We start from the raw sequence: 26,586 nt of genomic DNA, 5'->3' as shown, positions 1-26,586 counted from the left end.
AGGCATAAGATCATCAGCTCTCAGTAGTGGATGCGATTTTTTTCTGCATTTCCGTTGGAATCGGGCGCGGGCGGAAACTCTCACCGCACACGCAGGCAATCCGGATTAGACCGTCGCACAACAGTTCGTTCCCTCGCCAGACGGACTGGTGAAAAACGACATTGGTGCGCGCCAGTTTCTCGATCCGCGCGGTCACGCGCAACGCGTCATCGAGCCGGGCGGAACGATGGTACTGCACCTCGGCCTTGTGTACGACCAATAACAGGCCGTCATCCAGAATGGCCGGTTTATCATACCCTAACTGGCGCAGAAATTCGGTTCGACAACGCTCCATGAACTTTAAATAGTTCACGTAGTAGACAATCCCGCCGGCATCGGTGTCTTCGATGTAGACCCTGACCGGCAAGGAAAATTCACCCGCCACTGCTGACTCTGAGACCTCCGTCTCACTCCGACTCGAAATCAGACTCATAATCTCAGTCACTCTCCCTGAGGCGCTTTGGTAAATCCACTCCGAAGTGTAGATAGGCATTGGCAGTGAGAATACGGCCGCGAGGCGTGCGTGCCATGAACCCCTGTTGGATCAGGTAGGGCTCAATCACATCCTCGATGGTGCCCCGCTCCTCACTGATGGCGGCAGCCAGGCTTTCAATACCCACCGGGCCACCATCAAAGTTGTCCATCAGCGCCAGCAGCAGGCGCCGGTCCATATGATCGAAGCCCCGCTCATCCACTTTGAGCATGTTCAGGGCCAGGTCGGCCATTTCCGAGGTCACCACGCCGTCGCCGCGCATCTCCGCGTAATCGCGCACCCGACGCAACAGGCGGTTAGCCACCCGGGGGGTGCCCCGCGCCCGTTTGGCCACCTCGACCGCGCCGGACTCCTCCATATTGACCCCGATCAGCTCCGCCGCGCGCAGCACAATGCGGGTCAGGTCCGCCACCGAGTAAAACTCCAGGCGCTGGACAATGCCAAATCGGTCCCGCAGCGGCGAGGTCAGCAGACCGGCCCGGGTGGTTGCCCCCACCAGGGTAAACGGCGGCAGATCCAGCTTGATGGAGCGGGCCGCAGGCCCTTCACCGATCATGATATCGAGCTGAAAGTCCTCCATGGCCGGATAGAGAATTTCCTCCACTACCGGGCTCAGGCGGTGAATTTCGTCGATAAAGAGCACATCGCCGGGCTCCAGGTTGGTCATCAGCGCGGCCAGATCACCGGCTTTTTCCAACACCGGGCCGGAGGTGCTTTTCAGGGAGACCCCCATCTCGGTGGCGATGATATTGGCGAGGGTGGTCTTACCCAGGCCCGGCGGGCCGAACACCAGGGTGTGATCCAGCGCTTCACCCCGTTTCTGGGCCGCGCCGATAAATATTTCCATCTGCTCGCGCACGGCAGGCTGGCCAATGTAGTCGGCCAGCGCCTTGGGGCGCACGGCGCGGTCGATAACGTCTTCGCGCTCGCGAGGTGCCGCATCAATCAGGCGATCGGTTTCAATCATGGGAACTACTCAGTGGTCACAATCCGGAGCACAGTCTATCAGACCGGACGGGAGGGGCTCTATTGAGGCTTAATTTGTGGCCAAGTGCCAGTGACGTGTTCGTCCTAGATGCTGAGGGCTATTTTCTATACGCTGAGGGCTCTTTATCTATACGCTGAGGGCTCTTAACGCCAGGCGGATCAGTTCCTGGCTGCCGGCGGTCGGGTCCTGTTTGGCAGCGGCGCTGATCATACGGGCGGCTTCGGCAGGCTTGTAACCCAGGGCAATCAGCGCGCTCTCGGCCTCTTCCTGGTGATCGTCTCTGGAGGTCTCCGGTTCGGGCAGCAGGTCGCCGGCCAGGTCTTCCCGGGGCAGCTCCCAGCCTTTGAGGCGGTCGCGCAGCTCGATGACCAGCCGCTCGGCGGTTTTTTTGCCGACTCCCGGCACTTTGGTCAGGGCGGAGACTTTGTCTTCCCGCACGCAGCGGGCAATGTCGTCGGCTTCCATGCCCGAGAGGATGGCGATGGCCATTTTGGGACCGACGCCGTTGACTTTGATCAGGGTGCGAAACAGACTCCGGTCCCGCTGGTCGGCAAAGGCGAACAGTTGGTGGGCGCTTTCGCTGATGGCCAGGTGGGTGTGGAGCGTGACGTCGGCTCCCAGTTCGGGCAGCCGATAGAAGGTGGTCATGGGTGCCTGAACTTCGTACCCCACGCCCTGCACATCTATCAGCAGGTGAGGCGGTTGTTTTTCGAGCAATGTGCCGCGTAAGCGTCCGATCATTGTATTTTTCCTAATAAATTCGTCGTTTTTGGTCGTTCCGCTCATCGAACGGTGGAGGCAGCGTCTAGTCCGGCCCGCTACGGGGTAACCCCTTCGTGAGCTGGCCGTGGAACTAACTTCCGAAAGCTCCATTCAGCCCGGCCCGCTGCCGGGTAGAGCCTTCGGGGACCCGCCGTGAATCCATCCCTGGAGGCTTCTCGTCGACATCCATGTCTCCGAGAGTCCCCGAAGGCTCTACCCGGCAGCGGTCCTCAGTGCCAAATTCAAGCCTCACGTTCTTTCACCCCACACCTAAATACCTACAGCCGTAGGTCGGGTTAGCGAAGCGTAACCCGACGTTTTCTGGGATTCCGTGCCCAATGTCGGATTACGCTTCGCTAATCCGACCTACGCCTTGCTATCAAGCGGTCTAGATCACCAAAAATCTCTACAGCGCTCGGAGGCCTGGTTGGTGGTAGGGGGTTCCCAGACCGTGGAGCGGGGGACCCGCGATGCGAGCCCCCAGGGATGGGTTCACGGCGTGTCTGGGAACCCCCTACCACCAACCAGGCCGGGCTTTCTGAAACCTCTGCACTATTTGAGAGGTCTCCTGAAACAACTACACCACCCTACCCCGACGGAAACTGCGTTTGCCTGCCAGAGCGATCAATTGGTCTTGGGTGTTGGCGTGGCAAAGGGCTACCGCCAGGGCGTCGGCGGCGTCTTCCTGGGGGGTGCCTGGTAGGCGCAGCAAGGCCTTGACCATGTGTTGTACCTGCGCCTTGTCCGCCGCGCCGGTGCCTACCACCGACTGCTTGACCTTGCGCGCTTCGTACTCGTAGACCGGAAGATCCTGCACCACCGCGGCGGTGATCGCCGCGCCGCGGGCCTGGCCCAGCTTGAGGGCCGAGCTGGCGTTTTTGGCCATGAAAATCTGCTCGATGGCCACCACATCCGGGCTCTGTTGCTGGACGATCTGGGTGATGGCGTCAAAAATCACCTTGAGACGCTCCGGCAGACTGCCCTCGGGCACCCGGATCACGCCGCTGGTGATATAGGCCACTTTGCCGCCGATGCGCTCGATCACACCAAAGCCGGTCTTGCGCGAACCCGGGTCGATACCCAGTATGCGGGTCATGGCCACCTCTGGGGCTTGACGCCCCTTTATGCGTTCAGTTGCTCCATCACCTCATCGGGGATGTCGCCGTTGGTATAGACGTTCTGGACATCGTCCAGGTCTTCGAGCATGTCAATCAGCGCCAACAGCTTTTCAGCGCCTTCTTTGTCCACCTCAATGGTGGTGGACGGGAGCATGATGATCTCGCTGTTGGTCGGCTCGAAGCCAGCGGCCACCAGCGCCTCTTTCACGGCGAAGTACTCCTCGAAGGGCGTGCGTACGTCGATGGTGCCGTCACTATTGGTGACGATGTCCTCGGCCCCAGCTTCCAGTGCGGCTTCCATGATGTCTTCTTCGGTGATGCCCTCGAAGCTGATCTGGCCCATGCGGGTGAACAGGTAGGCTACCGAGCCGTCCGTGCCAAGGTTGCCGCCGCGTTTGCTGAAGGCGTGGCGTACTTCGGACACGGTGCGGTTTTTGTTGTCGGTCATGCATTCGACCAGCACGGCGATACCATTGGCGCCATAACCCTCGTAGGTGACTTCTTCATAGTTGTCGCCCTCACCGGCCCCGGCACCACGGGCAATGGCCTTGTCGATGGTGTCTTTTTTCATGTTGGCGCCAAGGGCTTTGTCCATGGCGGTGCGCAGGCGGGGGTTGTCTTCAGGCGCGGCGCCGCCTTTGGCAGCGACGGTGAGTTCGCGAATGATTTTGGTGAATACTTTACCGCGTTTGGCATCCTGGGCGGCTTTGCGGTGTTTGATGTTAGCCCATTTACTGTGGCCAGCCATGAATATTCTCCACTTACTGGTCTGTTATAAGTCGGGTTTAGTTGCTTTTTGATCGGAGTATGTCGTTTTTGTCACGTCCGGTCCGATGTGGGGCAAAGGGTTCCCGGACACGCCGTGAACCCGGTCCTACGCGCTCCCGGCGCTTACGGACACTTCCCACATCCATGTGGGTTGTCCACGGGGGCTCGGATCGCGGGTCCCCCGCTCCACGGCGTAATACCGCTTCGCTGGGACCCCACACCGGCCCTCTGTACTTCGTAGCACGTCTTGTCCATTCTGCTACATAGTTCAGTCGTCCCGTAGGTCGGATTAGGCCTTGGCCGTAATCCGACAATTGAGGCACCGAATTTTCTTGTGTGTTTGTGTGTCGGATTACGCGCTGCGCGCTAATCCGACCTACTCGCTACTCAGACTGCTTACAGAGTGACCAAGCGAGCCTGGGTTCGGGGCAATACTTCCGGGACCGTAGAGCGGGGGACCCGCGATCCGAGCCCCCGTGGACAACCCACATGGATGTGGGAAGTGTCCGTAAGCGCCGGGAGCGCGTAGGACCGGGTTCACGGCGTGTCCCGGAAGTATTGCCCCGAACCCAGGCGTCAATTCACTGCCTCACGCTCTAAAAACTACTCGCTCGCGGGCTTCTCTTTTTTACGCAGACGGATGTGCAGGTCTTTGAGCTGCTGTTCGTCTACCGCACCCGGAGCGTCGGTCATGACGCAGGCGGCGCTCTGGGTTTTCGGGAAGGCGATCACATCGCGGATCGAACCGGCGCCGATCATCAGCATGATCAGACGGTCCAGACCGAAGGCCAGGCCACCGTGGGGCGGTGCACCGTACTTGAGGGCATCCAGCAGGAAGCCGAACTTCTCGCGCTGCTCCTCTTCACCAATCCCCAGCGCGCGGAATACCGCCTGCTGCATGGTCTGGTTGTGAATACGGATAGAGCCACCACCCAGTTCGGTGCCGTTGAGCACCATATCGTAGGCGCGGGACAGGGCCGTCTCAGGGCTCTTCTCCAGCTCCTCCGGGGAACAGGAAGGCGCGGTGAACGGGTGGTGCAGACTGTTCAGAGAACCGTCGTCTTCTTCCTCGAACATCGGGAAGTCGACCACCCACAGGGGAGCCCACTCGCAGGTGTACAGGTCCAGATCCTCACCCAGCTTGCAGCGCAGCGCGCCCAAGGCTTCGCTTACCACGGTGGCCTTATCGGCACCGAAGAAGATCAGGTCGCCATTGTCGGCTTCTACCCGCTCCAGAATGGCTTTGCGCACGTCGGTGGGCAGGAACTTCACGATCGGCGACTGCAGGCCCTCTTCCAGATCATTTTTGTCATTGACCTTGATGTAGGCCAAGCCCTTGGCACCGTAGATGCCAACAAACTTGGTGTAGTCGTCGATCTGCTTGCGGGTCAGCTTCTCGTTGCCGCCGGGCACTTTCAGGGCGGTGACGCGGCCTTTGGGGTCTTTGGCCGGGCCGGAGAAGACCTTGAAGTCCACCTCGCCCATCAGATCCTTTACATCCACCAGCTCCAGCGGGATACGCAGGTCCGGCTTGTCGGAGCCGTACTTCTGCATCGCATCGGCATAGGTCATGCGCGGGAAGTCGCCCAGGTCCACCTCTTTCAGTGTCTGGAAGATGGTGCGGATCATGCCCTCGGTGACCGACATGATGCCCTCTTCGTCCATAAAGGAGGTTTCAATATCGATCTGGGTGAATTCCGGCTGGCGATCGGCGCGCAGGTCTTCATCGCGGAAGCACTTGGCGATCTGATAGTAGCGATCGAACCCGGAGACCATCAGCAGCTGCTTGAACAGCTGGGGCGACTGGGGCAGTGCAAAGAACTTGTTCTCGTGGGTGCGCGACGGCACCAGATAATCCCGGGCACCCTCGGGGGTCGCGCGGGTCAGAATCGGGGTTTCGATGTCCAGGAAGCCCTGGTCGTCCAGGTAGTTACGCACCAGATTGGTGACCTTAGAGCGGAATTTCAGGCCTTTCTGCATTTCCGCCCGGCGCAGGTCCAGGTAGCGGAACTTGAGGCGGACGTCCTCGCCCACGGACGCGTGGGAGTCCAGCGGGAAGGGGGTGGTTTCCGCCTCGTTCAGGATGGTCAGGCCGGTGCCGTAGACTTCCACCTCACCGGTGGCCATGTTGGGATTGACCGTGGCGGCATCCCGAGCGCGCACCTTACCGGTCACCTGCAGCACGTACTCGCCGCGGACCCGGTCAGCCAGATTGAAATGATCGCCGGTATCCGGATCGAACACCACCTGTACAATACCCTCGCGATCGCGCAGGTCGATAAAGATGACACCACCGTGGTCACGGCGGCGATCAACCCACCCACACAGGGTCACTTCCCGATCAATGTCTTTGGCTGTCAGTGTGCCACAGTAATCACTGCGCATAGTGCTTTCCCGTTATTTGCCGTCTCGGTTCAAAGTCGTCGCGGCGCCGTCTGTCTGTCAGGCCGACGCTGCGCTGGAGTTGGCGGGTTTGGAGGCCTTGTCACCTCCGGAGCTGTTCTCGGCGCTTTTGCTGCCGCCGCGCTCGCCCGCCAGGTTTTTCTGGTTGGACTTTTTGAAGTCCGTCTCGTACCAGCCGCTGCCTTTCAGGCGAAAGCCCGCCGCTGAGATTTTCTTTTTCAGGCTCGTCTGACCACAGGCCGGGCAGTCTACCAGAGGCTCGTCGCTGAGCTTCTGCAGTGCTTCCATATTGTGGTTACAGGATTGACACTGGTATTCGTAGATGGGCATTGTCGTGTTCCTCAATCAAATGCTCTGCAAGAGCAACCATCGCCAGCAATGCCCACAGGGGCCAAAAAACGCGCGATTATAACCCAATGGGGCGCCAGCGAGAACCGGGTAAGCTGTTTTACACTGCGCCGTGGCCGCCCGGAATGGGCCGCGCGGCGACTCGGTGCAAAGCCAGATATAAATAGGGACGGCGCGGCGGTTTTAAAGGTCTACGCCCAGGGTATTGCCCTCGTAGACGATGGGGACAAAAGCCAGGGGGCCCACACACCCCTCGGGGCCGTTGAGCGCCCGTCCAGAGAGCAGGTCAAATTCGATCCCATGGACCGGGCAGCGCAACACCTCGCCCTGGACGCTGGCCTTATGCAGCGGCGCCTCCATGTGCGGGCAGCGGTTGACCAGCAGGTAGGTCCGCCCCTCCTCCTGCAACAACAGAAGCTCCTGCCCCGCGAGCCGAAAGACCCGGCGGTAGCCATCGTAGAGCTGGTGCAGAGTTTCCAATGCCTGATACGCCATGATTTTGCCCCCGAGAGCCATCAATTCCGCTAGACTAGCACACCCCGTACGCCAAACTGTTGAACCACCCGACCGACGCGAGCCTCGCCATGCCCTCCCAGCAATACCTGGAACAGCTCAAAACCCTGTCCAACCGGCTGGTGGCACTGCAGAAGCCGATCCGTATCCTCGATGCCATCAAGTGGACGCCCGAGATCGAACAGGCCTTCCACGCCAGTGGCGGCAAGGCCCTGCCCAAGGTAGGCCCGGAGTATTACCAGCGCCAGGCCCTGGGGTTTGACCCCGAGCGCCTGGACCGCGAACTGTTGGCCCTGGATCGGGACATCAAGCGCCAGTTGGGCCGGGGCGATGCCCTGGGCAAGATTCTCAAATCCACGGTGGAGCAGTATCAGTTGGTGGTACAGCTGCTGCGCCACCGCGGGCGTGCCGAGTTCGGGGACTACAGCCGTCAGCTCTACGGCTCCGCCAGTGACCGCATCCGGGGTGACCGGAAGACCCTGCGCACCCTGGGCGAACGACTGTGCGACATTTTCTCTCTGCCCGCCGTGGAGCACCTGAACCGGCCCTACCCCCGGGATATTGGCGCGGAAACCGCCGTCGCCATGCTGCGCCAACGGATGGACCGCTACTTTGGCCCGGGCCAGGTGAAGGTCAGCATCAGCGATGACATTGTCTCCGATGCCGCCGCCGGGGGCGATACCATCAAGGTCAATCGACGCGCTTCATTCTCCGAGCTGGACATTCAGGTGCTGGAAGTCCATGAGGGCTGGGTGCATATTGGCACGACTCTCAACGGCCGTGAGCAGCCCTGGGCCACCTGGCTGAGCGTGGGCTCGCCCCGGATAACCGGCATCCAGGAGGGCATGGCGGTCCTGATGGAAACCCTGACCTTCAGCTCTTTCCCGCAGCGGGCCCGACGGGTCAGCGACCGGGTGGTGGCGGTGGACCTGGCAGAACAGGGGGCGGATTTCTGCGAGGTGTATCGCTATTTTCTGGAGCGCGGGGTCAGTGAGCACGACAGCTATCGGGTCACCCAACGGGTGTTTCGCGGCGGCCAGGTCAGTGGCGATCGGGGCGCGGTTTTCACCAAGGATATTTCTTATGTGAAAGGTTTTGTGGAAAATGTAAACTTTATCCGCAGCGCCATTCAGTCCGGGGTTCCGGAGATCATTCCGATGTTGTTTGTGGGTAAAGTGACCCTGGATGATCTGCCGCTACTGTACGAACGCTACCTGGAAGGTGTAATCTCCGCCCCCCGGCATTTGCCGCCGATGTTCCGCGATCTGAATGGGCTTTATGTCTGGTTCGGTTTTTCGAGCAGTCTGTCGCTGATGAACATCGCACGGGTGCAGCAGCATTTCAGCAAGCTTTTTGAGCAATTACCGGCCACTGCCCCGCTGTATCCGGGCTTGAACAACGGCAAGCGCGACGCCGAATTGGATTGACGTTTTCAGATTATGATGCATTACAAGATTGTCCTGACGGGCAGCGGCATTTTGGTGGACCACTATGGCAGCCCGGAACCGGTGATGGGCTTTGTCACTTGCCGTCTGTTGAAAGCGGATTCGGAGAAGCTGGCGATTGCAACGGTCAAGCGCGATATTCTGGTGCAGTGGAATCAGAGTTTTAATGCGGACCGTAAGGCGGGATTACCGAAACTGTCGGTGGAGCATATTGCGACGGTTCACCCTCTGCTGACCCGCAAGCCGAAGCACGATTTCTACTTTTACGTCTCGGACGAACAGCGCGAGGCGCATCTGGAACACTTCACCCAACCCAAACGCCGCTGGTTCAAAAAAGCCTAGAGCATCCATGTAGTGTACTTGACTTGGGCACCTTGTAGAACGCCCGTCGGCTACGGGGAAGGCTGACTGCAGACCCGCCGTGAACCCATCCCTGGGGGCTTCTCGTCGGCTCCCTGCCTCCGAGAGTCTGCAGTCAGCCTTCCCCGCATCCGACTCTGTGCCACAACTGGTAATCAGTAGGTCGGATTAGGCCTTAGCCGTAATCCGACAATTTCCTGCCAAGTCCGCGTAGGGCGCGGTAAGCGCAGCGCACCCGCCGTAAATACACGCGATGCAACTCAACCTCGAGACCTCATAGCTCAAGACCAAGGGACAAAAGGCATCAAACCTGAGGCAAACACCAATCAATCTCCGTCTCACCTCGCTCAACGAGATACCGATTCGCCTGCGAAAAATGCCCGCAACCAATAAAGCCTCGGTGAGCGGACAAGGGTGAGGGGTGGACCGACTTCAGAACCAGGTGTTTATTGCGATCCACAAAGGCCGCTTTTTTCTGGGCGTAGCTGCCCCACAATAGAAATACCACGCCCTCGCGCTCCCGATTGACCAGATCAATCGCCCGGTCGGTGAACGCTTCCCAGCCCTGGCGCTGGTGCGAACCCGCCCTGCCCTGCTCGACGGTCAGGGTGGCGTTGAGGAGCAGGACGCCCTGCTCGGCCCAGTGTTGCAGGCAGCCGTGGTTGGGTGCGGGGCAGCCGAGGTCGCGTTCGAGTTCTTTGAAGATGTTTTTGAGCGACGGCGGTGGCGCGATGCCGGGTTGCACGGAGAAGCAGAGGCCATGGGCCTGGTTGGGGCCGTGGTAGGGGTCCTGCCCGAGGATGACGACTTTGACCTGCTCAAGGGGCGTGCTATTGAAGGCGTTGAAGATGTGTCTGGAGGGCGGATAGATGACTTTGCCCTGTTGTTTTTCGCCGCGCAGAAACTGCTTGAGTTGTTGCATGTAGGGCTGCTGAAATTCGGGTTCCAGGTGGCTCAACCAACTGGGTTCAAGATCGATTTTCTTTTGCGCGTCCGCCATAACGTTTCCCAAGCTGTTTTGTCAGCGCATCAATTTAGCATTGATCCCCTACCGAGAAAACCGCCCCAGCATCAAGCGCACAGACGGCGGGTGCGCTGCGCTTACCGCGCCCTACGCAGAGCATAGGGGCGGTAGCGAGTGAGATAGCCTAGATGCAGTATTCTTTCAGGGGCGGGAAGCCGTTGAATTCTACGGCGCTGTAGGAGGTCGTGTACGCGCCGGTGGAGAGCCAGTAGAGGCGGTCGCCGATGGCCAGGTTCAGCGGCAGCGGGTACTTGTGGTGCTCGTACATGATGTCCGCGCTGTCGCAGGTCGGGCCGGCGATCACCGCATCTTCCAGCTCGCCCTTCTTCTCCACATAAATCGGAAACTTGATCGCCTCATCCAGCGTTTCGATCAGGCCATTGAACTTGCCCACATCCGTGAACACCCAGCGGTGCAGCGCCGTGCGCGATTTGCGGGAAATCAGCACCACTTCACTGACCAGAATACCGGCGTTGGCAATCAGTGACCGGCCCGGCTCGATGATGATCTCCGGGAAGTCCTTGCCAAAGTCTTCCTCCAGAAAACGGGTGATTTCCTGAGCGTAGGTCTGCAGATCATTGGTGCGGGTCATGTAGTTGGCCGGGAAGCCGCCGCCCATGTTGATCATCTTCAGCTCAATGCCATCCTCTTCCTTCAGGCGCTCGAAGATCACTTTCACCTTGCCCAGCGCAGCGTCCCAACTGCTGATCTCGCGCTGCTGGGAACCCACGTGGAAGGACACACCATAGGGCTCCAGCCCGAGATCACGGGCGAGAATCAACAGGTCCATGGCCATGTCGATTTCACAGCCGAACTTGCGCGACAGGGGCCAGTCGGCGGTCAGGGTACCCTCGGTCAGAATGCGTACGTAAATACGGGCACCCGGGGCCGCCCGGGCAATATTGCGCAGGTCCGCCTCGGAATCCGTGGCAAACAGGCGTACACCTTTCTCGTAGAAGTAGCGAATATCGCGGCTTTTCTTGATGGTGTTGCCGTAACTGATCCGCTCCGGTCCGACACCAAAGCTCAGGACCTTGTCCAGCTCGTAGATGGAGGCGATGTCGAAGTTTGCGCCACGCTCGGTCAACAGCTTGAGGATGGCCGGTGCCGGATTGGCTTTCACCGCATAGTAGATATTGGCGTAGGGAAAGTTGTCTTCCAGTTCCTGATAGGCCGCATCAATGGTCGCGGTGTCGATCACGACAAACGGCGTGTCTTTGGTATCCGCAAAACTTTTCAGGCGAGCAAAGGTTTCCGGGCTGTAGTAGTCCTGCAGCTGAATGTGCGAATCGGTCATGGCACCCCCTGGGCGTCGAAAATAGCGTCATCCGGCAAGGCGCGCCGGGGATCGCGGGCGGCGATTTAATACACGTTTTCGCCACTTGGCAAGCACTATTTTAGACCCTGGGGCGGGATTCTGCAGAAAGGGTTCAGGAAGGGAGTCGGCCCGCGGGAAAACCCGCGCGGGCCGTGATCTCGGACGAAATTTAGCTCTCTTCGCCGGTGATCATTTTGCGCTGCTTCTCGACCAGAGCGGTCAGGGAGTCGCGCACAATCTGCAGGCCTTCGCGCAGAATGTCTTCTTCAATCAACAGCGACGGCAGGAACTTCAGCACCTGGTCATCGGCGCCGGCGGTTTCCATCACCAGGCCACGGGTGAAAGCTTCCTGGGAGGCTTCATTGGCCATACCGGCGGCCAGCTCCAAACCCCAGACCATACCGACACCGCGAACCTGCGGCTCGAGCTCGGGGAAGTCCGCTGCCATCTTCTTCAGCTCTTCCTCGATGATATTGCCTTTGTACTCGACCACTTTGCCCATGTCGTCGTTGTCCCAGTAGCTCAGCGCCTGGGTAGAGGCCACAAAGGCCAGGTTGTTACCGCGGAAGGTACCGGTGTGCTCACCGGGAGACCACTGGTCCAGCTCCGGACGCATCAGCAGCAGAGCCATGGGCAGACCACCACCGATGGACTTGGACAGAGTGACCATGTCCGGGTGGATTCCGGCACGTTCAAAGCTGAAGAAGGTACCGGTGCGACCGTTACCCACCTGAATATCATCGATGATCAGCAGGATATCGAATTCGCGACACAGCTCTTCCAGACGCTTGAGCCATTCGACGCTGGCGACATTGATGCCACCCTCGCCCTGTACGGTTTCCACAATCACCGCCGCCGGCAGGTCAACACCACTGCTGGGGTCGGACAGGAACTTGCGCATGTATTCGATGGAATCCACGCCCTCGCCCAGGAAACCGTCGAACGGCATAAAGGCCGTATTGGCGCGCGAACCGTAGGATTCGTCTTTATAGAAATAGTTACCGGTGACGCCCAGCGCACCCATGGTCAGGCCATGGTAGCCGTTGGTGAAGGCAATCACGTTGGAGCGACGCTTGATCATACGGGCCAGTTTCAGCGCGGTTTCCACGGCATTGGTGCCGGTGGGGCCGGTGAACTGCATTTTGTACTGCAGACCGCGGGGCGCCAGGATGGTGTCGCGGAACTTGGTCATGAACTCGCGCTTGGCCATGGTCGCCTTGTCCAGACCGTGCACGATGCCCTTGTGCTGCAGATACTCGATCAGCGCTTCGGTGATTTTCGGGTTGTTGTGCCCGTAGTTCAGGGTACCGGCGCCGGCGAAGAAGTCGATGAAGCGATTGCCGTTTTCGTCGAACAGTTCCGACCCTTCGGCCTTGTCAAATACGACGGGGAAGGAACGTACATAACCACGAACCTCAGACTCCATCTCTTCAAAAATTCTCATCGAATAATCCTCATTATCATCACTGGGTGAATGGCTTCATCCGGGCAAAAAACGACCTCGCCAGCGGACGAGATCCACTGCACCGGGCAGCAAATCCGCCTGAAAAGAATTGCATAGTTTACAAACCTTTAGAGCTCAAAGCAAGTTCACCGCTCCGCCCAACCGCCCGCAAAGTCAGGAACCACAAGGGTTTACGTGAATTTCGGGCAAAAAAAACCCGGCTCTCAGAGCCGGGTTTTTCGGGATCGCCGAGCGATGCTTACAGCTTGCCGCTGTTCTCGCCCAGGTACTTGGCCACACCTTCCGGAGAGGCGTCCATACCCTTGTCGCCCTGGTTCCAGCCTGCCGGGCATACTTCGCCGTGCTCCTGGTGGAACGCCAGCGCGTCAACCATACGCAGCATCTCGTCAACGTTGCGGCCCAGGGGCAGATCGTTCACTACCTGGTGACGAACCACGCCGTCCTCGTCGATCAGGAAGGAGCCGCGGAAAGCCACGCCGCCTTCGGATTCAACGTCGTAGGCCTTGCAGATTTCGTGCTTCACGTCGGCGGCCAGGGTGTACTTGACCGGGCCGATGCCGCCCTGATCCACCGGGGTGTTGCGCCAGGCGTTGTGGGTGAACTGGGAGTCAATGGAGACACCGATCACTTCCACGTTGCGCTTCTGGAACTCCTCGACGCGGTGGTCAAAGGCAATCAGCTCGGACGGGCACACGAAGGTGAAGTCCAGCGGGTAGAAGAAAACGACCGCTTTCTTGCCCTTGATGGCAGAAGCCAGGTTGAACTCGTCAACAATTTCTCCGTTACCCAGAACGGCGGCGGCTGTGAAATCCGGTGCGGGTTTACCAACTAATACGCCCATATTTAATCTCCTGATTAAGTTGACATTAAGGGTGAAAAACGCCCGTATCTGTGGCTCCGGCATTGGCTCGAGGTGAGATGCCAGATCACAAATACTCGACAAAACAATGATTTAGCGGCCACCAGCTCGGGTTGTGGTCACCGCTGATTCGCATGAGATCGCAGGCCGACATCATACAGACCGAAAGGTTTGTGTTCTATTGATTTTATAAATGACCGTGAAAGGCCTGAACTATATAAAATCTGACTATCACCCGAGCCTCACAGATAGCAACACAAATGTTAATTATTCTCACGCATTATTGACACAAATTCTCATTAGCATTAACATGCAAATGTTCGTCAATCGTGCTCCGGGGTATTTGGCTATGTATGTCTGCGTCTGCAAAGGCATTACCGACCATCAGATCAAAGATGCAATCTACGCAGGTGCCACCACCTTGGGCAAGCTGCGCAAAGCGTTGGGCGTCGCCTCCCAGTGCGGCAAGTGCACCTGCCTGACCCGTGAGCTGATCGACGAAACCCTGCCCCAGGCCGAATACGTCGAAGCCCAACCGCTGCACTACGCGGTGGCGTAACTCCGGGCCCTTCAAGCGCACTGAAAATCAGTCTTATTCAGATTCACTTTTCCCTTGCACATCAAGCACTTAGGGGTTAGTCATTACTTGACAGCGTCACCGTCTCAGCCCAGACTCGAAGGTTGAATATCCCATTCGCCCACCTATCGACGGAGACGGCTATGAAAGGCGACGCTAAAGTCATCGAAATTCTCAACACCTGCCTCGGCAATGAACTGGTAGCCATCAACCAGTACTTTCTTCACGCTCGCATGTACAAGGACTGGGGGCTGAAAGAGCTGGCCGATCACGAATACGAAGAGTCCATCGACGAGATGAAGCACGCCGACATGCTGATTGAGCGGATTCTGTTTCTGGAGGGGCTCCCGAACCTGCAGGATCTGGGCAAGCTGCTGATCGGTGAGAACACCCAGGAAATGCTGGCATCCGACCTGAAGCTCGAACTGAAGGCCATTCCCGACCTGCGTGCCGGGATCGCCTACTGCGAGTCGGTACAGGACTACGGCAGCCGGGACCTTCTGAAGAACATCCTGACCTCGGAAGAAGAGCATGTGGACTGGCTGGAAACCCAACTGTCACTGATCGACAAGGTGGGCATCCAGAATTACCTGCAGTCCAAAATGGACAGCGACGGCTGATTGGTCAGTTCAACAACCCCAGCACACCGATGGAGTAGGCCCGGCGCTCTTCAGCGCCGGCCAGCTCTTCGGGCTCCACGAGGCTGCCCAGCGTGAGCCCTTCGCGCTGAAAGCGGGTATCGCCAGTCCCCCGATCAAAGCTCACCGGCACCACGCCGTCGAACTGATAGGCGATGATATCGCCTTCATCCACACCGACGCTCACCGGGAAACTCAGACGGACCACCCCGGACTGCTCCGCCTCGACCGGCAGACTCTCCCAGACCACAACCAGACTGTCATCCACCGGGCGCAGTACTTTCACCACCAGTTGGCCCGGCGACTCGAAGTAGCCCGCCACCCCCGTCAGGGTGCCTGACCTGGGAATCGGGTTGGCCAGATCAACCAGCGTGCGGGATTCCTCCCCCCGGTGAGCGCGACTGACCAGCTCCCCGCCAACGTAGTCGAGCAGGTCGGACTGCAACAGAAAATCCCGGTAACTGTCGATCTGGGACTGTACAAAGTCCCGTACCAGGCCACGAAGCTGGGACGACTCCTGGGCGCGCGAGCTCTTTTCCGTGGACAACACATCGATCACCCGGTTGCGCTCCTCCAGCTCGGCACGCAGTTGCTCTTCGCGTACCCGCATGTCGGTGATTTCATCGCTGGCCTGATCCAACTGCCTCTGCAACTGGTTATTTTCATCCCTCAGCGCCTTCACATTGGGCTGAGTGAGGCAGGCCGTCAGGCTCAGGGTCACGATCAAAGGCGAGATTCGTCTGGCGATCACCGCTGATTTCATGCTGTTCTCTCTTTTGGGTCGTTACGGCCGTGTTGGGATGGTTTTCCCTGATCAGCCGCCGATCTGAAATGACACGCTGGACAGCGCCTCTCCATCCGAGACCAGGTCCAGATGATAGCCGCCCTCGACAAAACCGGTCACCGGGCGCTCAAGTCGAAAAAACCGGGCTCCCTCATCCCCCTGGACGATCACCGGTACCAGTGCAATCTGCAGTTGGCGGGAGCCGTCATACAGAATAGCCTGTATGACCGAGCTTGTCTCACCGAAATTCCGGTAGGCGAACCCCGCATAGAGCACTCGGGCTGGCGCCAGCGTTCCCTGCTGCTCTCCCTGCAGGTTGTCCATGGGCTCAGAGCTGACTTGTGCCTGCTCAATGGTCGGCTGCTGGGCAAGGTCCCGACGCTCACTCCACTCGACCTCCAACGCGAGCAGGGCGCTGCTGTTGGCAAATTCGTTGCGCGCTTCGCGCAACTGCTCACCCGCGCCCTCCAGGTCGTCATTGGCCAGCCGGGTTTCGATCGCGCTGATCCACTCCTGTAACCGCGCCTCTCGAGCCGCCCGGGCCCGGCGTTCGGCTTCCGCCTCCTGAAGGCGGGACTGTTGTGCCTCCAGTCGCTCACGCTGCAGGGCCAGCTTCTCACTGTCCGGGAATTCGGTCATGGCCCGATCGATTTCCAGCAGCGCGGCTGCCAAATCGCCCTGCCCGGCCAATGCCTCCGCCGCGTCGCTCACCGCCGCAATTCGTTCATCCCGACTCGGCTGCGCTACAGGCTCATCGGATTGCGGCAGATTCACCGTGACCGGATCCGACGGGGGCTCGTCTCTGTCCGTCCCGGACGCCGCGTCTTCTTCAGGGACCTGAGGCTCTTCAGATGCGTCACCCACTGAGCGCTCAGCGGTCATTTCCTCGGCAAGCGCCGTCTCCGGATCGTTGGGGGCGGTTTCCTGCTGCCCCTCAGCGACGTCAAGCTCGGGCGACGACCTATCATCGGTCTGTGCCACCGTCTGACCAGCATTGGAGTCACCCGCCGCCCTGGACACCGGCTCCGGTTCTTCAGCCACTAGGCCGGGAGTTTCTCCCTCTGACAGCCGTGGAGCCACTCGGCGCTCCCACTCGGCGCGCAAAGGCTCTTGCCAGACATAAACCCCGATACCGACCAGCAGCCCAAACAGGAGGACCCAGCCCCACACCCCCTGGCGGGGTTCGCCCGCATTATTCTCCCGGTCAATACGGTCCTCATCGTGAACTGCCAGGTAATCACCGGAAACGCCGAGGTCCGCATCAGCCCCCGCCTCACCGCCACTCGAGGACTCGGCCATGACCGCCTGAGGCTGAACCAGCGTGGGCGATTCACCGTCGGCTTCGTGCAGCAGGGACCGCTCTCCCGCCCGTTCGAGGGCGTCCAGCGTGTCCCGATCGAAAGCCTCCAGGGCCTCCACCAGCTCATCCCCCGTCTGGAAGCGATCCTCCGGCGCTTTGGCCAGAATCCGGTCTATCAGGGGCTGAAGCGCCGCCAGATGCTCCGGCAAGCGCGGGATGCTGTCAGAAATGTGCATCACGCCTATGGCGACCGCGGAGTCCGAGTCGTAGGGGAGGTGTCCGGTCAACAGGAGGAAGAGAACCACCCCGAGACTGTACAGGTCGGAACGACTGTCCACGGCCGCGCCCCGGGCGTGCTCGGGGCTCATGTAGTGCGGCGTGCCCACCGTGGTTCCGGTCTGGGTCATGGCGGAGGTCTGATCCACGATGCGGGCGATACCGAAATCCATCAACACCGCGCGCCCGTCCTCGGCATGCAGCATGATGTTGTCGGGTTTTACGTCCCGGTGCACACAGCCCTTGCGACCCGCATAATCCAGCGCCCGGGCGACATCCTTGATCACGCCGATGCACTCATAGAGGCTCAGCTCAAAGCGGCGGTGCTTCAGGTCCCGGCCCGGAACGTACTCCATGGACAGAAAGTGGTTGCCCCGATGCACACCGACATCGTAGACCGTGACAATATTCGGGTGAACCAGACGGCTGACTATACGGGCTTCGTGCAGGAATCGTTCGCCGAAGGTCGGGTCGCGGGAGAGGTGGGGGTCCAGAACCTTGAGCGCCACTTCGCGCTCGAAACTTTCCTGGATCGCCAGATACACCCGGGCCATACCGCCTTCGCCCAGGGTGTCGATGATTTTATAGCCGGGTATCTGCATGCGTTGCCAAGGGTGCCGGGACCGGACTCGGTTGATTTTCTGCTGCCCGGGAGGCGATAACCTCGCGCGGCAGTCAGCGCTCTTCGAGCATTTTTACCAGATTCCGGAAGGTTTCGCGATTGTCCTGGTTCAGCCCCATCAATATCTTGTGGGCTTCAATCACCTTTTCCTTTACCTGCTGCTCCTCGGTGGCATCCATCGCCAGGGGCTGCTCAGGCTGCACCGGTGCTTCCAGGTCACTCACGATGGTGAAGATTTCCTGGAATCCCATGGTCTGCAGCAGCCGGTTGATACTGTCATTATTGGAGAAAATGACCGGCGTAATGCCTTTCTCCTCGCGCCCCTGCAGGGCAATCTTGGCCATCAGCCCCAAGGTGGTGCTGTCGATGGCTTCCGCCTCGGACAGATCGAACATCACATCACAGAAATCGTCCCGGCTGAACATGGTATCAATAAACTGGTCGAACGAAATGCACAGCGTCAGCCTCACATCACCAACCATTTTGATGACGTAGACTCCCGCGTGATCCGCAACCAAAATCTGACCGGGACGCATGCGTAATTACCTCTTGATAACCGTCATAATCGCGATGTCGTCAGGCGTTTCACTGACATCCTCAATACCCAGCGCCGAACACACAGATTCCAGGCTGTCGCCGTGATCTCGCACGATCTCCAGCAACCTGTCCTCCTTGTCTTTGAGCACTTTCGGCGGCAATACTTCCAGCACTCCATCCGAAAAACACACCAGAGAAAACTGCTCCGGCAGCTGTGTCTGGTAAATTTCCCAGTCAGGATGGGCAAAGATACCCACCGGCTTGCCGTTCCCGGTCAGAAACCCGGCCCCTTCCGGGGTGATCAGAATGGGCATCGGCAGGTGGCCCGCTACAACATAACGCATTTCCCGTGTCTGAGTATCAATGACTCCGACAAAAAAGGTCAAATGGTGGTTCAGCCGGGTTTCATTCAGTTCGCGGTTGATCTGCTGCAACATGGTGTTCGCACCATCCTCAAACGACTGGGCATCGCAGAACAACCCCTCTTCTCGCACCATACGGCTGACCAGGTGTTTCAGCCAGATGGTCACAAATGCCGAGGAGGCGCCGTGGCCGGACACATCGGCCAGATAAAACGCCAGATACCGATGTTTTAGGTAGGCATAGTCCACAAAGTCCCCGCTGAGGTACAGCGATGGCGCTATGTGGTGGGCGACGTGATAGCCCTCCGGGGTATCCAGGGGAACCGGCAACAACCGCTGCTGAACCTGGCGCCCCGCCTGTTGGTCGCGTTCGAGCACCCGAAGATTCTCCCGCAGGCCCCGGTTGGCGAACTCCAGCTTGTCCCGGTAGCGTTGATTCTGGACCAGCAGGTCGCACCGCTCCAACGCCCGGCGCACCGAGTGCACCAGCATTTCCATGTCGACAATGGGTTTGATCAGATAGTCGCTGGCACCGAGCCGCAGGGCGGAGACCACATCGCCCATCACTCCAGCCCCGGAGACCACGATTACCGGCAGATCCGGCGCGTCTTCGTGCAGTGCCTGGAGCACCTGAAGACCGTCCAGGCCGGGCATTCTGAGGTCGGTAATGACCAATTCCGGCTTGTGCTCGCGAAACACCGCCAGCCCGGACGGGCCATCGGTCGCCTCCAGCACCTCAAACCCGCTGTCTTCGAGATAGGCCACGATACTCTGGCGGACCGGCGCGTCGTCGTCGATGATCAGCAGTTTTCTGCTCGCGTCGGTCATCTCGTTGTCGGTCCGGGTGCCGGAAAAGTCATGGGTTGCATAAGGCGCAATACACTACTCCCTTCTCCGGGTCGGCGCAAGCTGTTCAAACGGCGTTTTATAGACTAAGTTTAACCGGGGAAACCGACCGCCGAGCGGTTCTCCCACTGACGTCAAACCCATCCGGAGGGCCAGAGATGACCGTCGACAGAGCGCATCAGGAGAAGCGGGATTTCATCCGCATGAAAATCGATACCCCACTCAGGGCGCAGATCAGTGGCGAGGGGGTAGCGGCAGAAGGGCTCTGCCATGAACTGAGCGGTGGCGGCATGCAACTGGCCACCGAGCACTATCTGGAGCCCGGTACCGAGCTGGAAGTGACCATTTCCTCCGAACACGGCCAGGCCCCTACCCTGAAGGCCAAAACCCATGTGGTCCGGACGGAGACCGACGGCAAGGTACACCGGGTCGGATTGGAAATTCTGGAAATCCTCCACTGACCCACCCCGGACGGCCGACACCGGGTGACGACCTTTCTTTAGAAGGGGTCGCCGCCCTCTTCGTCAAAATCACCGTATTCGGACATATCCATATCCGAGCCAAAGTCATCCTCGACTTCGCCGTCGTTGACCAGGAAGTCACGACGCTGCAGATAGGCATCGCGAATGAAAATGTAATGGTCACCGGTGAGGTGCTTCTCGAGCTCCATCAGCTCCGAGCGCTTATTGATGTAATACAGTGCGACTGTGCTGTTCCGGGTGCGCGTGTGATCCACATAAAACAGCGGGTCGGATAGCCAGTCGACCGGCAGGGCCAGGGTATCGCGAACGGTGCTTGACCCCAGAATCGGCAACACCAGGTAAGGCCCCCGGTCAAAGCCCCAGACCGCCAGGGTCTGCCCGAAGTCCTCATGGTCACCATTTTCCAGCCCCACGTGCTTGGCCACGTCAAACAGCCCGCCCACACCCACGGTGCTGTTGATCAGAAAGCGGCCCGAGTCGTGAAATGCCGACCCGGGCTTGCCCTGGAGCACACCGTTGAGCGCACTGGGCACTTCCAGCACATTATTGAAGACATTGCGGACCCCGGCCTGGACAAATTTCGGGGTAATGAAGCGATAGCCACGGGTGACCGGCTTGAGCACAAAGCGGTCGGCGGTCATATTGAAGGCGTGAATACGGCGGTTGAAGTCCTCCCAGGGGTCCTCAAACTCGTCGTCGGCCAGGGCCAGCCCGGACAGGCTGAACAACAAAAGCACGGCGGGAACCTTGATCCATCTCAGGGCCACACGGCGGGGGTCAATCACTACAAGCTACCTCTGTCGGCTGCTTCGAACGCATCGAAGGCTGGGATGTGGTGTCGTGCGGGAGGGCCGGATGCATGTTCCTTATACGGCAGCGGTCAACGCCTCCAAGACGTCAGTGTAACGGTAGATGCTAACATTGATCTGTAAAAAAGTGTTAGCCCCAGCGCGCGGTAGCGCCGGGGCCTGGTCATACAAAATGATCAGAACGACAGGCTCATGCCAACGCCCAGATACTGATCGTCACGGTCGGCACCATTCACGAGCAAGTCACTGGTCTCGTTGGTGTAGTAGCCGTACAGCTTGGTGTTGTCGGTCAGTTTGTAGTCCGCACCCAGGCTGATGGCCTCACCGCCACTTTCATTGATGTCGGAGCTCCCGGCCTGCGCTTTGAAAGACCAGACATCGGTGGCCTCCCACAGAACGGAGACGAAGGCACCATCTTCATCGGTGGTGGCGTCTTCATAGGTTTCGAACAGGGCGCCCACATGGATATTGTCAATGGAATAACGCGCCACCAGGCGGGTCAGGTCCGCGCCTTCTACCTGCACGTCGGTATCCTGAGCCACGGCCAGGTACAGACCCGCATTGCGATAGCTGATCGTCGCGGAAACACCCGGATCAACGCCGTCTTCTTCACTGGCGATGTACGCTACCGACCCGGCAAAGTACTCGCCAAACACCGGACTTTTGTACTGCACCACGTTGTTGGCGCGCACTTCACCGGCGAACAGGTAGTTGATGTCCCCTTCGAGGTCGTTGAACAGATCGACCTTGTCTTGCGCACTTTTCAGTGGGGTGTTCACCTTACCCACCATCAGGGTGCCGGCCTTGCCGCGCACGCCCACATAGATATCCCGCTGACTGAAGGTCTGACCGCCCTTGTCGCCATCGTCCACCTGGGTTTCGTATTCGAACTGGAAAATGGCTTCCAGCTCGTCGGTCAGCGTTTCCGAGCCCTTAACGCCAATGCGTGAAGCGCTACTGACCAGCTCCATTTTACTGTCGCCTGACTCATCCGCATGCTGCAGAGAGACGTTGGCCTTGCCATAAACGCGGAAATCCGCCATCGCCAGGCCCGGAAGGCTCAATGCCAAAGCCATTGGCATCACAATCTTTTTCATGAATACTCCTAACTCACAGTCGGGTGTTTAAATGGGTTGCAAAGACAACCAGAGTCACTACCACGTCATTTGAAAACCGGGCTATTCTACCGAAAATCGGCTCAAATATGTCACTTTGGTGTCGGTTCAATGTCCGTTACGTGAACATTTTATGTCGTAAAAATGACATTTTTATGACAATCTGTGATTCATTGCGCGCCGCCCCCGTCCTGACCGGGCCGGCACCGCCGGGCTTCGCTTTTTCCCGGCGAACCGACTACAGTAATTAGTGTCAGGCCGCGATTGGCGTCCCGACCACTGACGCATCAACGATTGTGCGGCTATTCTCTTGATGTCTTACTCTTGAAATAGCCCAGATGCCTGTAAAATACCAATTTCCGTCGGCACTTACGGATTATTCATGGCCACATCGCTGAAAGTATTGTTTATTGAAGACTCCGAAGCAGACGCCGAGCTCACCACCGCTGAGCTGGTTCGCGGCGGTTTTGATCCTCACTGCCATCGGGTCGAAACGGCGCCAGAGCTAGAAGCGGCGCTGGAGCAACCCTGGGACCTGATCATCTGCGACTATCGCCTGCCGCGTTTCAGCGCCGAGGATGCGCTGGCCGCGCTGAAGCGAAGCGGACAGGACCTCCCGTTCATCATCATGTCCGGCGCCGTGCAAGCCGAAGATACCGTCAACCTGCTCAAGCAGGGTGCCCACGACTTCATGGACAAGTACGCCCTGGCCCGCCTGCTGCCCGCCGTCGAGCGGGAACTTCGGGAGGCGGAAATTCGCGCCAAACGGCGCAAGGCCGAAGAGCGGGTCAGAGTGCTGTCCCGTGCGGTTGAGCAAAGCCCGGTTTCGGTCGTGATCACTGACCCCGGCGGCAACATCGAGTACGTGAACCCCCGGTTTGAGGAACTGACCGGCTATTCCGCCGAGGAAGCCACCGGCCGCGAGTTGGGTTTCTCCATGGTTGACCAGGACAGCGCCCAGGCTTTATCCGAGCTGTGGTCGACTGTCAGTGGTGGCCGGGAATGGAGTGGCGAGTTCTGCAGCGCCCGCCGGGACGGGCAACTGCTGTGGGAGCAGGTCAGCGTCTCCCCCCTGACCGACACCGAAGACCGGATCACCCACTACGTGGTCATCAAAGAGGATGTGACGGTTCGGCGCAGCTATGAAGAACAACTGTTGCGCCAGGCGCACTACGACCAACTGACCGGGCTGGCCAATCGGGTGCTGATGATCGACCGGATGAGCGTCGCCCTGGAGGCGGCCCAGCGGGATGATCACAAGTGTGCCCTGCTGGTCATTGACCTTGATCACTTCAAGAATGTGAACGACAGTCTTGGACACAGTATTGGCGACAACCTTCTGAAAGAGTCCGCCGGGCGCCTCAGCGGTTGCATCCGCGGCGGCGACACGCTGGTACGGATGGGCGGCGACGAGTTTGTAGTGATCATGCCCAAAGTCGACTCCGCCCGCGAGGCCCAGAAAGTGGCCGAGCAGATCATCCAGCAGTTTGAGCGCCCCTTCACGATCATCGGAAAGCAGTACCGGGTCACCGCCAGCATCGGTATTGCGCTCTACCCCGAAGACGGGAAAAACCCCCACCTGGTTCTGCGCAATGCCGACCTGGCGATGTACAAGGCGAAGGACCTGGGGCGCAACCAATATCACTTCTTCACCGAAGAGATCAATCAGCAATTGATTGAACGGTTGGAGCTCGAGGGACGACTGAGGCGGGTTCTGGAAAAGGGTGAGCTGACCTTGCACTACCAGCCCATCTATTCACTCGAGGGACATTTTGTCACCGGCGTCGAGGCTCTGGTCCGCTGGCGCCAGCCCGACGGCAGCCTGTGGGGACCCTACCGGTTTATTCCACTGGCGGAAGAGATCGGAATGATCCACGCGATCGACAACTGGGTTTTGCGCAGTGCCCTACGGACGATGGCGCCCTGGCTTTCGGATAGCAACGAAACCATTCGCCTGGCTCTGAATATCTCCTCCCAGCAATTGCAGATGCCCGGGTTCCATCAATACGTTGCCGAACAACTGACCGCCAACGGTGTCATGCCCTCACAGCTGGAGCTGGAAATCACCGAGCGAATGCTGGTGGATAATTCCGACTCGACGCAGGAAAACATACAGCGCCTTTGTGACATGGGCGTGCGCCTGTCGATTGACGACTTTGGTACCGGGTACTCTTCGTTGGGCTACCTTCAGAATTACCCATTCCACACACTGAAAATTGATCGCAGTTTTGTCTGCAACATCGGAATTAATACGCATACGGCGCGGCTGATTGACACCATCATCACCATGGGACACGGCCTGGGTATGGAGATTGTGGCGGAGGGGATTGAATCGGATCTTGAGCGTCAGTTTCTGAAAGCTCATGGCTGCGACCAGGGGCAGGGCTATCTGTTCAGTCATCCACTGCCGTTGGAGCAGCTTCGTCCGCTGCTCGAAAAAGCGGTTCAGGAACAGCCGTCGTTTTCAGAAAATCAGCCCGACGGATAAAAGAACTCCCGCAGGGGTTGCTGCGGGAGTCAAAGGTTCACTCTCAAGAGAATGCTGAATTGTTATTTCAACCAGCGCCTCAGGCAGGGGCAATCACCCGCCAACCCATCGCTCTCGCTTTCGCCTCCAACTCCCGTCCACCACTGACCACCGTCGGTTGACCGACGGCACTGAGCATCGGAAAGTCCGACACATCATCGCCATAGGCAAAACAGTGTTCAGGCACAGCGCCCTGAGCTTCCAGGAACTGTGTCAGCGCCTCCACCTTGCCGGAGCCGATGGTCTGGGGCGGGAGAATTTCACCGGTATAGCGCCCCTGATGGACCGCCAGGCGGGTCGACAGCAGATGCTGCACCTGTAACTCCTGCGCAATCGGCTCAAGCAGTGCCGGAAAAGAACCGGATACAAACACCACTTCTCGCCCCGCCCGCTGATGGGCGCGCAGTTCGGCCAGTGGACGGGGGTGATAAAACGGCGCCTGGCCGTGGCGCATTTCATCAAACCAGGCCCTCCCCATGGCACGGACCTCTTGAGGACATCGGCCTTTGAAATGGCGGTAATACAGGCGGTGCAGAAACTCCCAGGAGGCCCCGGGGTGCAAGTGCTGGCGCAGGTCCTGTTCGTAAGCGCGCTGCCCTTCATCGTCACCGGTTCGCTGATACCAGAAGGTCTGAAAGCTGAGCATGCTTTTGATCGAGATCAGTGTGTCGTCTACATCAAAAAACACATACTCTTGTGTCAATGTCGGTAATGCCGTCATGAAAACACCTCCCTGCGACTCAGAAGTTATCGACGCGCTGCAACATCTCGGCATAGGCAGCTGCTGCACTCTGCGCCTGGAGCTGACCGTCCACAAACGCCAGATGCGCCTGTTGCGCCTTGGCCGCCATGGTCGCTTCGCGTTTGCCGATCCGGGCCTTGTCCATGGCGGCAAAGGTGAAGGTCAGTGAGGAGACGTCCATCCCGCACTGTTGCACCACCGCCTCAGTCACAAAGCTCAATTTCCGTGGATTATCCGTGCTCTGCTCCAGAATCCGACACTCAATGGTGGCGGACACCGGAAAGGCAAAGTTGTTGTACTTGACGGACATGTCGTTCAGAACAAAGGCGTAGTCCACTTCGTTGTCGGGAAGAAAATACTGCTCGACAACGGCCAACATCCCCTGACGGGCCGCCTCGATCAGAATCATACCCTGGACGTGCTGACCGCTCTGGTGGTCCTGCATCAACTCGCACTGCTCATCAATCAGCAAATGCATGGTAAAGGAGTCCACGGTCTGCCGGACCGGAACGGAAATCAGGGTATTTTCCGGACGATGCTTGTGGGTCAGACTGGCCGGGGCGCGAGTCGGCAGACTGTGCCACAGGGTAAAATCAAACTGACCTAAGTTGGGCGACTGAGCGGCCTGCTCCAGCAACTGCCTGACATTTTCATCACTCAGCCCCTGACCGGGAACCAACACGGTTCGCCCCTGACCGGGGACCAATGGAATGGACAGACTCAACAGGCCGCGCAAGTTGGAGTAGGTTATGGCATCTTTGCCCTGGACGTAGGCTGAAAACTTGTCACCGACGACAAGTACAATACGCTGTTTCATGATTTCCACCTCAGCTATTTAATGAAATGTGCCCACCAGATCGGTGTGGCATCAAATAGCTCAGTGCAAAAATGCGACCCTTTCGGTACGCTTCGCGTTATTTTTTGAAGTCGAAATTTTTGACAGACTCACAAGATGAAGATAACCGGTTGTTAAATCGAAGGTTTTTGAGTTCGTTTCAGGCGTTGACCGGCAAAATCCCCGCCGTGCCGGAACGGCTGTGCTAGGATTCAGACGGAACGGGCCACC

Annotated in this window: 26 protein-coding genes; 6 read left to right on the top strand and 20 right to left on the bottom strand. The window is 58.8% G+C overall.

The window, feature by feature from the left end; all coding sequences use genetic code 11:
• Positions 1-13: 13 nt before the first annotated feature.
• The 8 genes from ybgC to N645_RS0101155 form a co-directional block, all read right to left on the bottom strand.
• Entirely contained in the window at positions 14-472 is a 459-nt protein-coding gene (ybgC, locus tag N645_RS0101190; protein WP_036159737.1) for a tol-pal system-associated acyl-CoA thioesterase, read from the bottom strand.
• 4 nt (positions 473-476) lie between these two features.
• On the bottom strand, positions 477-1,499 hold the full coding sequence (ruvB, locus tag N645_RS0101185; protein ID WP_024459684.1) for a Holliday junction branch migration DNA helicase RuvB: 1,023 nt from the start codon (positions 1,497-1,499) through the stop codon (positions 477-479).
• Between the two features lie 147 nt (positions 1,500-1,646).
• Positions 1,647-2,261, bottom strand: a complete 615-nt coding sequence (gene ruvA / locus N645_RS0101180; protein ID WP_024459683.1) for a Holliday junction branch migration protein RuvA — start codon at positions 2,259-2,261, stop codon at positions 1,647-1,649.
• Between the two features lie 598 nt (positions 2,262-2,859).
• Positions 2,860-3,378, bottom strand: a complete 519-nt coding sequence (gene ruvC, locus N645_RS0101175; protein ID WP_024459682.1) for a crossover junction endodeoxyribonuclease RuvC — start codon at positions 3,376-3,378, stop codon at positions 2,860-2,862.
• 26 nt (positions 3,379-3,404) lie between these two features.
• Positions 3,405-4,148, bottom strand: a complete 744-nt coding sequence (locus N645_RS0101170; protein WP_024459681.1) for a YebC/PmpR family DNA-binding transcriptional regulator — start codon at positions 4,146-4,148, stop codon at positions 3,405-3,407.
• 623 nt (positions 4,149-4,771) lie between these two features.
• Positions 4,772-6,553: an aspartate--tRNA ligase gene (gene aspS, locus N645_RS0101165; RefSeq protein ID WP_024459680.1), complete on the bottom strand. Its 1,782-nt coding sequence runs from the start codon at positions 6,551-6,553 to the stop codon at positions 4,772-4,774.
• Positions 6,554-6,610: 57 nt separating this feature from the next.
• Positions 6,611-6,901: an FmdB family zinc ribbon protein gene (locus N645_RS0101160; protein ID WP_024459679.1), complete on the bottom strand. Its 291-nt coding sequence runs from the start codon at positions 6,899-6,901 to the stop codon at positions 6,611-6,613.
• A 201-nt stretch (positions 6,902-7,102) separates the two neighbouring features.
• Entirely contained in the window at positions 7,103-7,414 is a 312-nt protein-coding gene (locus tag N645_RS0101155; RefSeq protein WP_024459678.1) for a Rieske (2Fe-2S) protein, read from the bottom strand.
• An 89-nt stretch (positions 7,415-7,503) separates the two neighbouring features.
• Here N645_RS0101155 and N645_RS0101150 point away from each other — a divergent pair, with 89 nt between their 5' ends.
• Together N645_RS0101150 and N645_RS0101145 are read left to right on the top strand one after the other, a co-directional pair.
• A complete protein-coding gene (locus tag N645_RS0101150; RefSeq protein WP_024459677.1) occupies positions 7,504-8,859 on the top strand; it encodes a flavohemoglobin expression-modulating QEGLA motif protein in 1,356 nt (451 codons plus the stop codon).
• A 12-nt stretch (positions 8,860-8,871) separates the two neighbouring features.
• Positions 8,872-9,219 carry a hypothetical protein gene (locus N645_RS0101145; RefSeq protein ID WP_024459676.1) on the top strand — a complete coding sequence of 116 codons (348 nt, stop codon included), beginning with the start codon at positions 8,872-8,874 and terminating at the stop codon, positions 9,217-9,219.
• Positions 9,220-9,541: 322 nt separating this feature from the next.
• On the opposite strand, the gene ung is transcribed toward N645_RS0101145, so the two are convergent.
• From ung to N645_RS0101125, 4 genes are all read right to left on the bottom strand, one after another.
• Positions 9,542-10,237: a uracil-DNA glycosylase gene (gene ung, locus N645_RS0101140; RefSeq protein ID WP_024459675.1), complete on the bottom strand. Its 696-nt coding sequence runs from the start codon at positions 10,235-10,237 to the stop codon at positions 9,542-9,544.
• Between the two features lie 148 nt (positions 10,238-10,385).
• Complete coding sequence (locus N645_RS0101135; RefSeq protein ID WP_036159734.1) at positions 10,386-11,558, bottom strand: type III PLP-dependent enzyme; 1,173 nt, start codon at positions 11,556-11,558, stop codon at positions 10,386-10,388.
• A 190-nt stretch (positions 11,559-11,748) separates the two neighbouring features.
• On the bottom strand, positions 11,749-13,023 hold the full coding sequence (gene ectB / locus N645_RS0101130; protein ID WP_024459673.1) for a diaminobutyrate--2-oxoglutarate transaminase: 1,275 nt from the start codon (positions 13,021-13,023) through the stop codon (positions 11,749-11,751).
• 259 nt (positions 13,024-13,282) lie between these two features.
• Positions 13,283-13,885 (bottom strand): peroxiredoxin, encoded by a 603-nt coding sequence (locus N645_RS0101125; protein WP_024459672.1) that lies wholly within the window; start codon positions 13,883-13,885, stop codon positions 13,283-13,285.
• 367 nt (positions 13,886-14,252) lie between these two features.
• Here N645_RS0101125 and N645_RS0101120 point away from each other — a divergent pair, with 367 nt between their 5' ends.
• Together N645_RS0101120 and bfr are read left to right on the top strand one after the other, a co-directional pair.
• A complete protein-coding gene (locus N645_RS0101120; protein WP_024459671.1) occupies positions 14,253-14,462 on the top strand; it encodes a bacterioferritin-associated ferredoxin in 210 nt (69 codons plus the stop codon).
• 161 nt (positions 14,463-14,623) lie between these two features.
• A complete protein-coding gene (gene bfr / locus N645_RS0101115) occupies positions 14,624-15,100 on the top strand; it encodes a bacterioferritin (protein ID WP_024459670.1) in 477 nt (158 codons plus the stop codon).
• 4 nt (positions 15,101-15,104) lie between these two features.
• Here bfr and N645_RS0101110 read toward each other — a convergent pair whose 3' ends face one another.
• The 4 genes from N645_RS0101110 to N645_RS0101095 all read right to left on the bottom strand — a co-directional run bounded on the left by N645_RS0101110 (position 15,105) and on the right by N645_RS0101095 (position 19,827).
• Positions 15,105-15,881: a hypothetical protein gene (locus N645_RS0101110; protein WP_024459669.1), complete on the bottom strand. Its 777-nt coding sequence runs from the start codon at positions 15,879-15,881 to the stop codon at positions 15,105-15,107.
• Positions 15,882-15,932: 51 nt separating this feature from the next.
• Complete coding sequence (locus tag N645_RS17320) at positions 15,933-18,080, bottom strand: serine/threonine-protein kinase (RefSeq protein WP_051174209.1); 2,148 nt, start codon at positions 18,078-18,080, stop codon at positions 15,933-15,935.
• Positions 18,081-18,153: 73 nt separating this feature from the next.
• Positions 18,154-18,636, bottom strand: a complete 483-nt coding sequence (locus tag N645_RS0101100; protein WP_024459667.1) for an STAS domain-containing protein — start codon at positions 18,634-18,636, stop codon at positions 18,154-18,156.
• A 6-nt stretch (positions 18,637-18,642) separates the two neighbouring features.
• The gene (locus N645_RS0101095) at positions 18,643-19,827 is read right to left on the bottom strand and encodes a SpoIIE family protein phosphatase (protein WP_024459666.1); all 1,185 of its coding nucleotides are present in this window, start codon (positions 19,825-19,827) and stop codon (positions 18,643-18,645) included.
• 176 nt (positions 19,828-20,003) lie between these two features.
• Here N645_RS0101095 and N645_RS0101090 point away from each other — a divergent pair, with 176 nt between their 5' ends.
• Complete coding sequence (locus N645_RS0101090; protein WP_024459665.1) at positions 20,004-20,306, top strand: PilZ domain-containing protein; 303 nt, start codon at positions 20,004-20,006, stop codon at positions 20,304-20,306.
• Between the two features lie 38 nt (positions 20,307-20,344).
• On the opposite strand, the gene N645_RS0101085 is transcribed toward N645_RS0101090, so the two are convergent.
• Together N645_RS0101085 and N645_RS0101080 are read right to left on the bottom strand one after the other, a co-directional pair.
• Positions 20,345-21,112 carry a VacJ family lipoprotein gene (locus N645_RS0101085; protein WP_024459664.1) on the bottom strand — a complete coding sequence of 256 codons (768 nt, stop codon included), beginning with the start codon at positions 21,110-21,112 and terminating at the stop codon, positions 20,345-20,347.
• A 200-nt stretch (positions 21,113-21,312) separates the two neighbouring features.
• Entirely contained in the window at positions 21,313-22,233 is a 921-nt protein-coding gene (locus N645_RS0101080) for a porin (RefSeq protein WP_024459663.1), read from the bottom strand.
• A 400-nt stretch (positions 22,234-22,633) separates the two neighbouring features.
• On the opposite strand from N645_RS0101080, the gene N645_RS0101075 reads away from it, so the two are divergent.
• On the top strand, positions 22,634-24,739 hold the full coding sequence (locus N645_RS0101075) for a bifunctional diguanylate cyclase/phosphodiesterase (protein WP_024459662.1): 2,106 nt from the start codon (positions 22,634-22,636) through the stop codon (positions 24,737-24,739).
• A gap of 79 nt (positions 24,740-24,818) precedes the next feature.
• Here the strand turns inward: N645_RS0101075 and N645_RS16435 are convergent, their stop codons facing one another.
• Entirely contained in the window at positions 24,819-25,499 is a 681-nt protein-coding gene (locus tag N645_RS16435; protein WP_024459661.1) for an HAD family phosphatase, read from the bottom strand.
• A gap of 19 nt (positions 25,500-25,518) precedes the next feature.
• On the bottom strand, positions 25,519-26,337 hold the full coding sequence (locus N645_RS0101065; protein ID WP_024459660.1) for an AfsA-related hotdog domain-containing protein: 819 nt from the start codon (positions 26,335-26,337) through the stop codon (positions 25,519-25,521).
• Between the last annotated feature and the right edge of the window lie 249 nt (positions 26,338-26,586).

The organism is Marinimicrobium sp. LS-A18, assembly GCF_000463525.1.
Classification (GTDB): Bacteria; Pseudomonadota; Gammaproteobacteria; order Pseudomonadales; family Cellvibrionaceae; genus Marinimicrobium; species Marinimicrobium koreense.
This window is presented reverse-complemented; position numbering and strand designations above follow the sequence as displayed.

What these genes read in the sequence shown, in the direction of transcription:
- ybgC (WP_036159737.1), bottom strand. Translation starts at nt 472, where the DNA reads ATGAGTCTGATTTCGAGTCGGAGTGAGACGGAGGTCTCAGAGTCAGCA.
- ruvB (WP_024459684.1), bottom strand. Translation starts at nt 1,499, where the DNA reads ATGATTGAAACCGATCGCCTGATTGATGCGGCACCTCGCGAGCGCGAA.
- ruvA (WP_024459683.1), bottom strand. Translation starts at nt 2,261, where the DNA reads ATGATCGGACGCTTACGCGGCACATTGCTCGAAAAACAACCGCCTCAC.
- ruvC (WP_024459682.1), bottom strand. Translation starts at nt 3,378, where the DNA reads ATGACCCGCATACTGGGTATCGACCCGGGTTCGCGCAAGACCGGCTTT.
- N645_RS0101170 (WP_024459681.1), bottom strand. Translation starts at nt 4,148, where the DNA reads ATGGCTGGCCACAGTAAATGGGCTAACATCAAACACCGCAAAGCCGCC.
- aspS (WP_024459680.1), bottom strand. Translation starts at nt 6,553, where the DNA reads ATGCGCAGTGATTACTGTGGCACACTGACAGCCAAAGACATTGATCGG.
- N645_RS0101160 (WP_024459679.1), bottom strand. Translation starts at nt 6,901, where the DNA reads ATGCCCATCTACGAATACCAGTGTCAATCCTGTAACCACAATATGGAA.
- N645_RS0101155 (WP_024459678.1), bottom strand. Translation starts at nt 7,414, where the DNA reads ATGGCGTATCAGGCATTGGAAACTCTGCACCAGCTCTACGATGGCTAC.
- N645_RS0101150 (WP_024459677.1), top strand. Translation starts at nt 7,504, where the DNA reads ATGCCCTCCCAGCAATACCTGGAACAGCTCAAAACCCTGTCCAACCGG.
- N645_RS0101145 (WP_024459676.1), top strand. Translation starts at nt 8,872, where the DNA reads ATGATGCATTACAAGATTGTCCTGACGGGCAGCGGCATTTTGGTGGAC.
- ung (WP_024459675.1), bottom strand. Translation starts at nt 10,237, where the DNA reads ATGGCGGACGCGCAAAAGAAAATCGATCTTGAACCCAGTTGGTTGAGC.
- N645_RS0101135 (WP_036159734.1), bottom strand. Translation starts at nt 11,558, where the DNA reads ATGACCGATTCGCACATTCAGCTGCAGGACTACTACAGCCCGGAAACC.
- ectB (WP_024459673.1), bottom strand. Translation starts at nt 13,023, where the DNA reads ATGAGAATTTTTGAAGAGATGGAGTCTGAGGTTCGTGGTTATGTACGT.
- N645_RS0101125 (WP_024459672.1), bottom strand. Translation starts at nt 13,885, where the DNA reads ATGGGCGTATTAGTTGGTAAACCCGCACCGGATTTCACAGCCGCCGCC.
- N645_RS0101120 (WP_024459671.1), top strand. Translation starts at nt 14,253, where the DNA reads ATGTATGTCTGCGTCTGCAAAGGCATTACCGACCATCAGATCAAAGAT.
- bfr (WP_024459670.1), top strand. Translation starts at nt 14,624, where the DNA reads ATGAAAGGCGACGCTAAAGTCATCGAAATTCTCAACACCTGCCTCGGC.
- N645_RS0101110 (WP_024459669.1), bottom strand. Translation starts at nt 15,881, where the DNA reads ATGAAATCAGCGGTGATCGCCAGACGAATCTCGCCTTTGATCGTGACC.
- N645_RS17320 (WP_051174209.1), bottom strand. Translation starts at nt 18,080, where the DNA reads ATGCAGATACCCGGCTATAAAATCATCGACACCCTGGGCGAAGGCGGT.
- N645_RS0101100 (WP_024459667.1), bottom strand. Translation starts at nt 18,636, where the DNA reads ATGCGTCCCGGTCAGATTTTGGTTGCGGATCACGCGGGAGTCTACGTC.
- N645_RS0101095 (WP_024459666.1), bottom strand. Translation starts at nt 19,827, where the DNA reads ATGACCGACGCGAGCAGAAAACTGCTGATCATCGACGACGACGCGCCG.
- N645_RS0101090 (WP_024459665.1), top strand. Translation starts at nt 20,004, where the DNA reads ATGACCGTCGACAGAGCGCATCAGGAGAAGCGGGATTTCATCCGCATG.
- N645_RS0101080 (WP_024459663.1), bottom strand. Translation starts at nt 22,233, where the DNA reads ATGAAAAAGATTGTGATGCCAATGGCTTTGGCATTGAGCCTTCCGGGC.
- N645_RS0101075 (WP_024459662.1), top strand. Translation starts at nt 22,634, where the DNA reads ATGGCCACATCGCTGAAAGTATTGTTTATTGAAGACTCCGAAGCAGAC.
- N645_RS16435 (WP_024459661.1), bottom strand. Translation starts at nt 25,499, where the DNA reads ATGACGGCATTACCGACATTGACACAAGAGTATGTGTTTTTTGATGTA.
- N645_RS0101065 (WP_024459660.1), bottom strand. Translation starts at nt 26,337, where the DNA reads ATGAAACAGCGTATTGTACTTGTCGTCGGTGACAAGTTTTCAGCCTAC.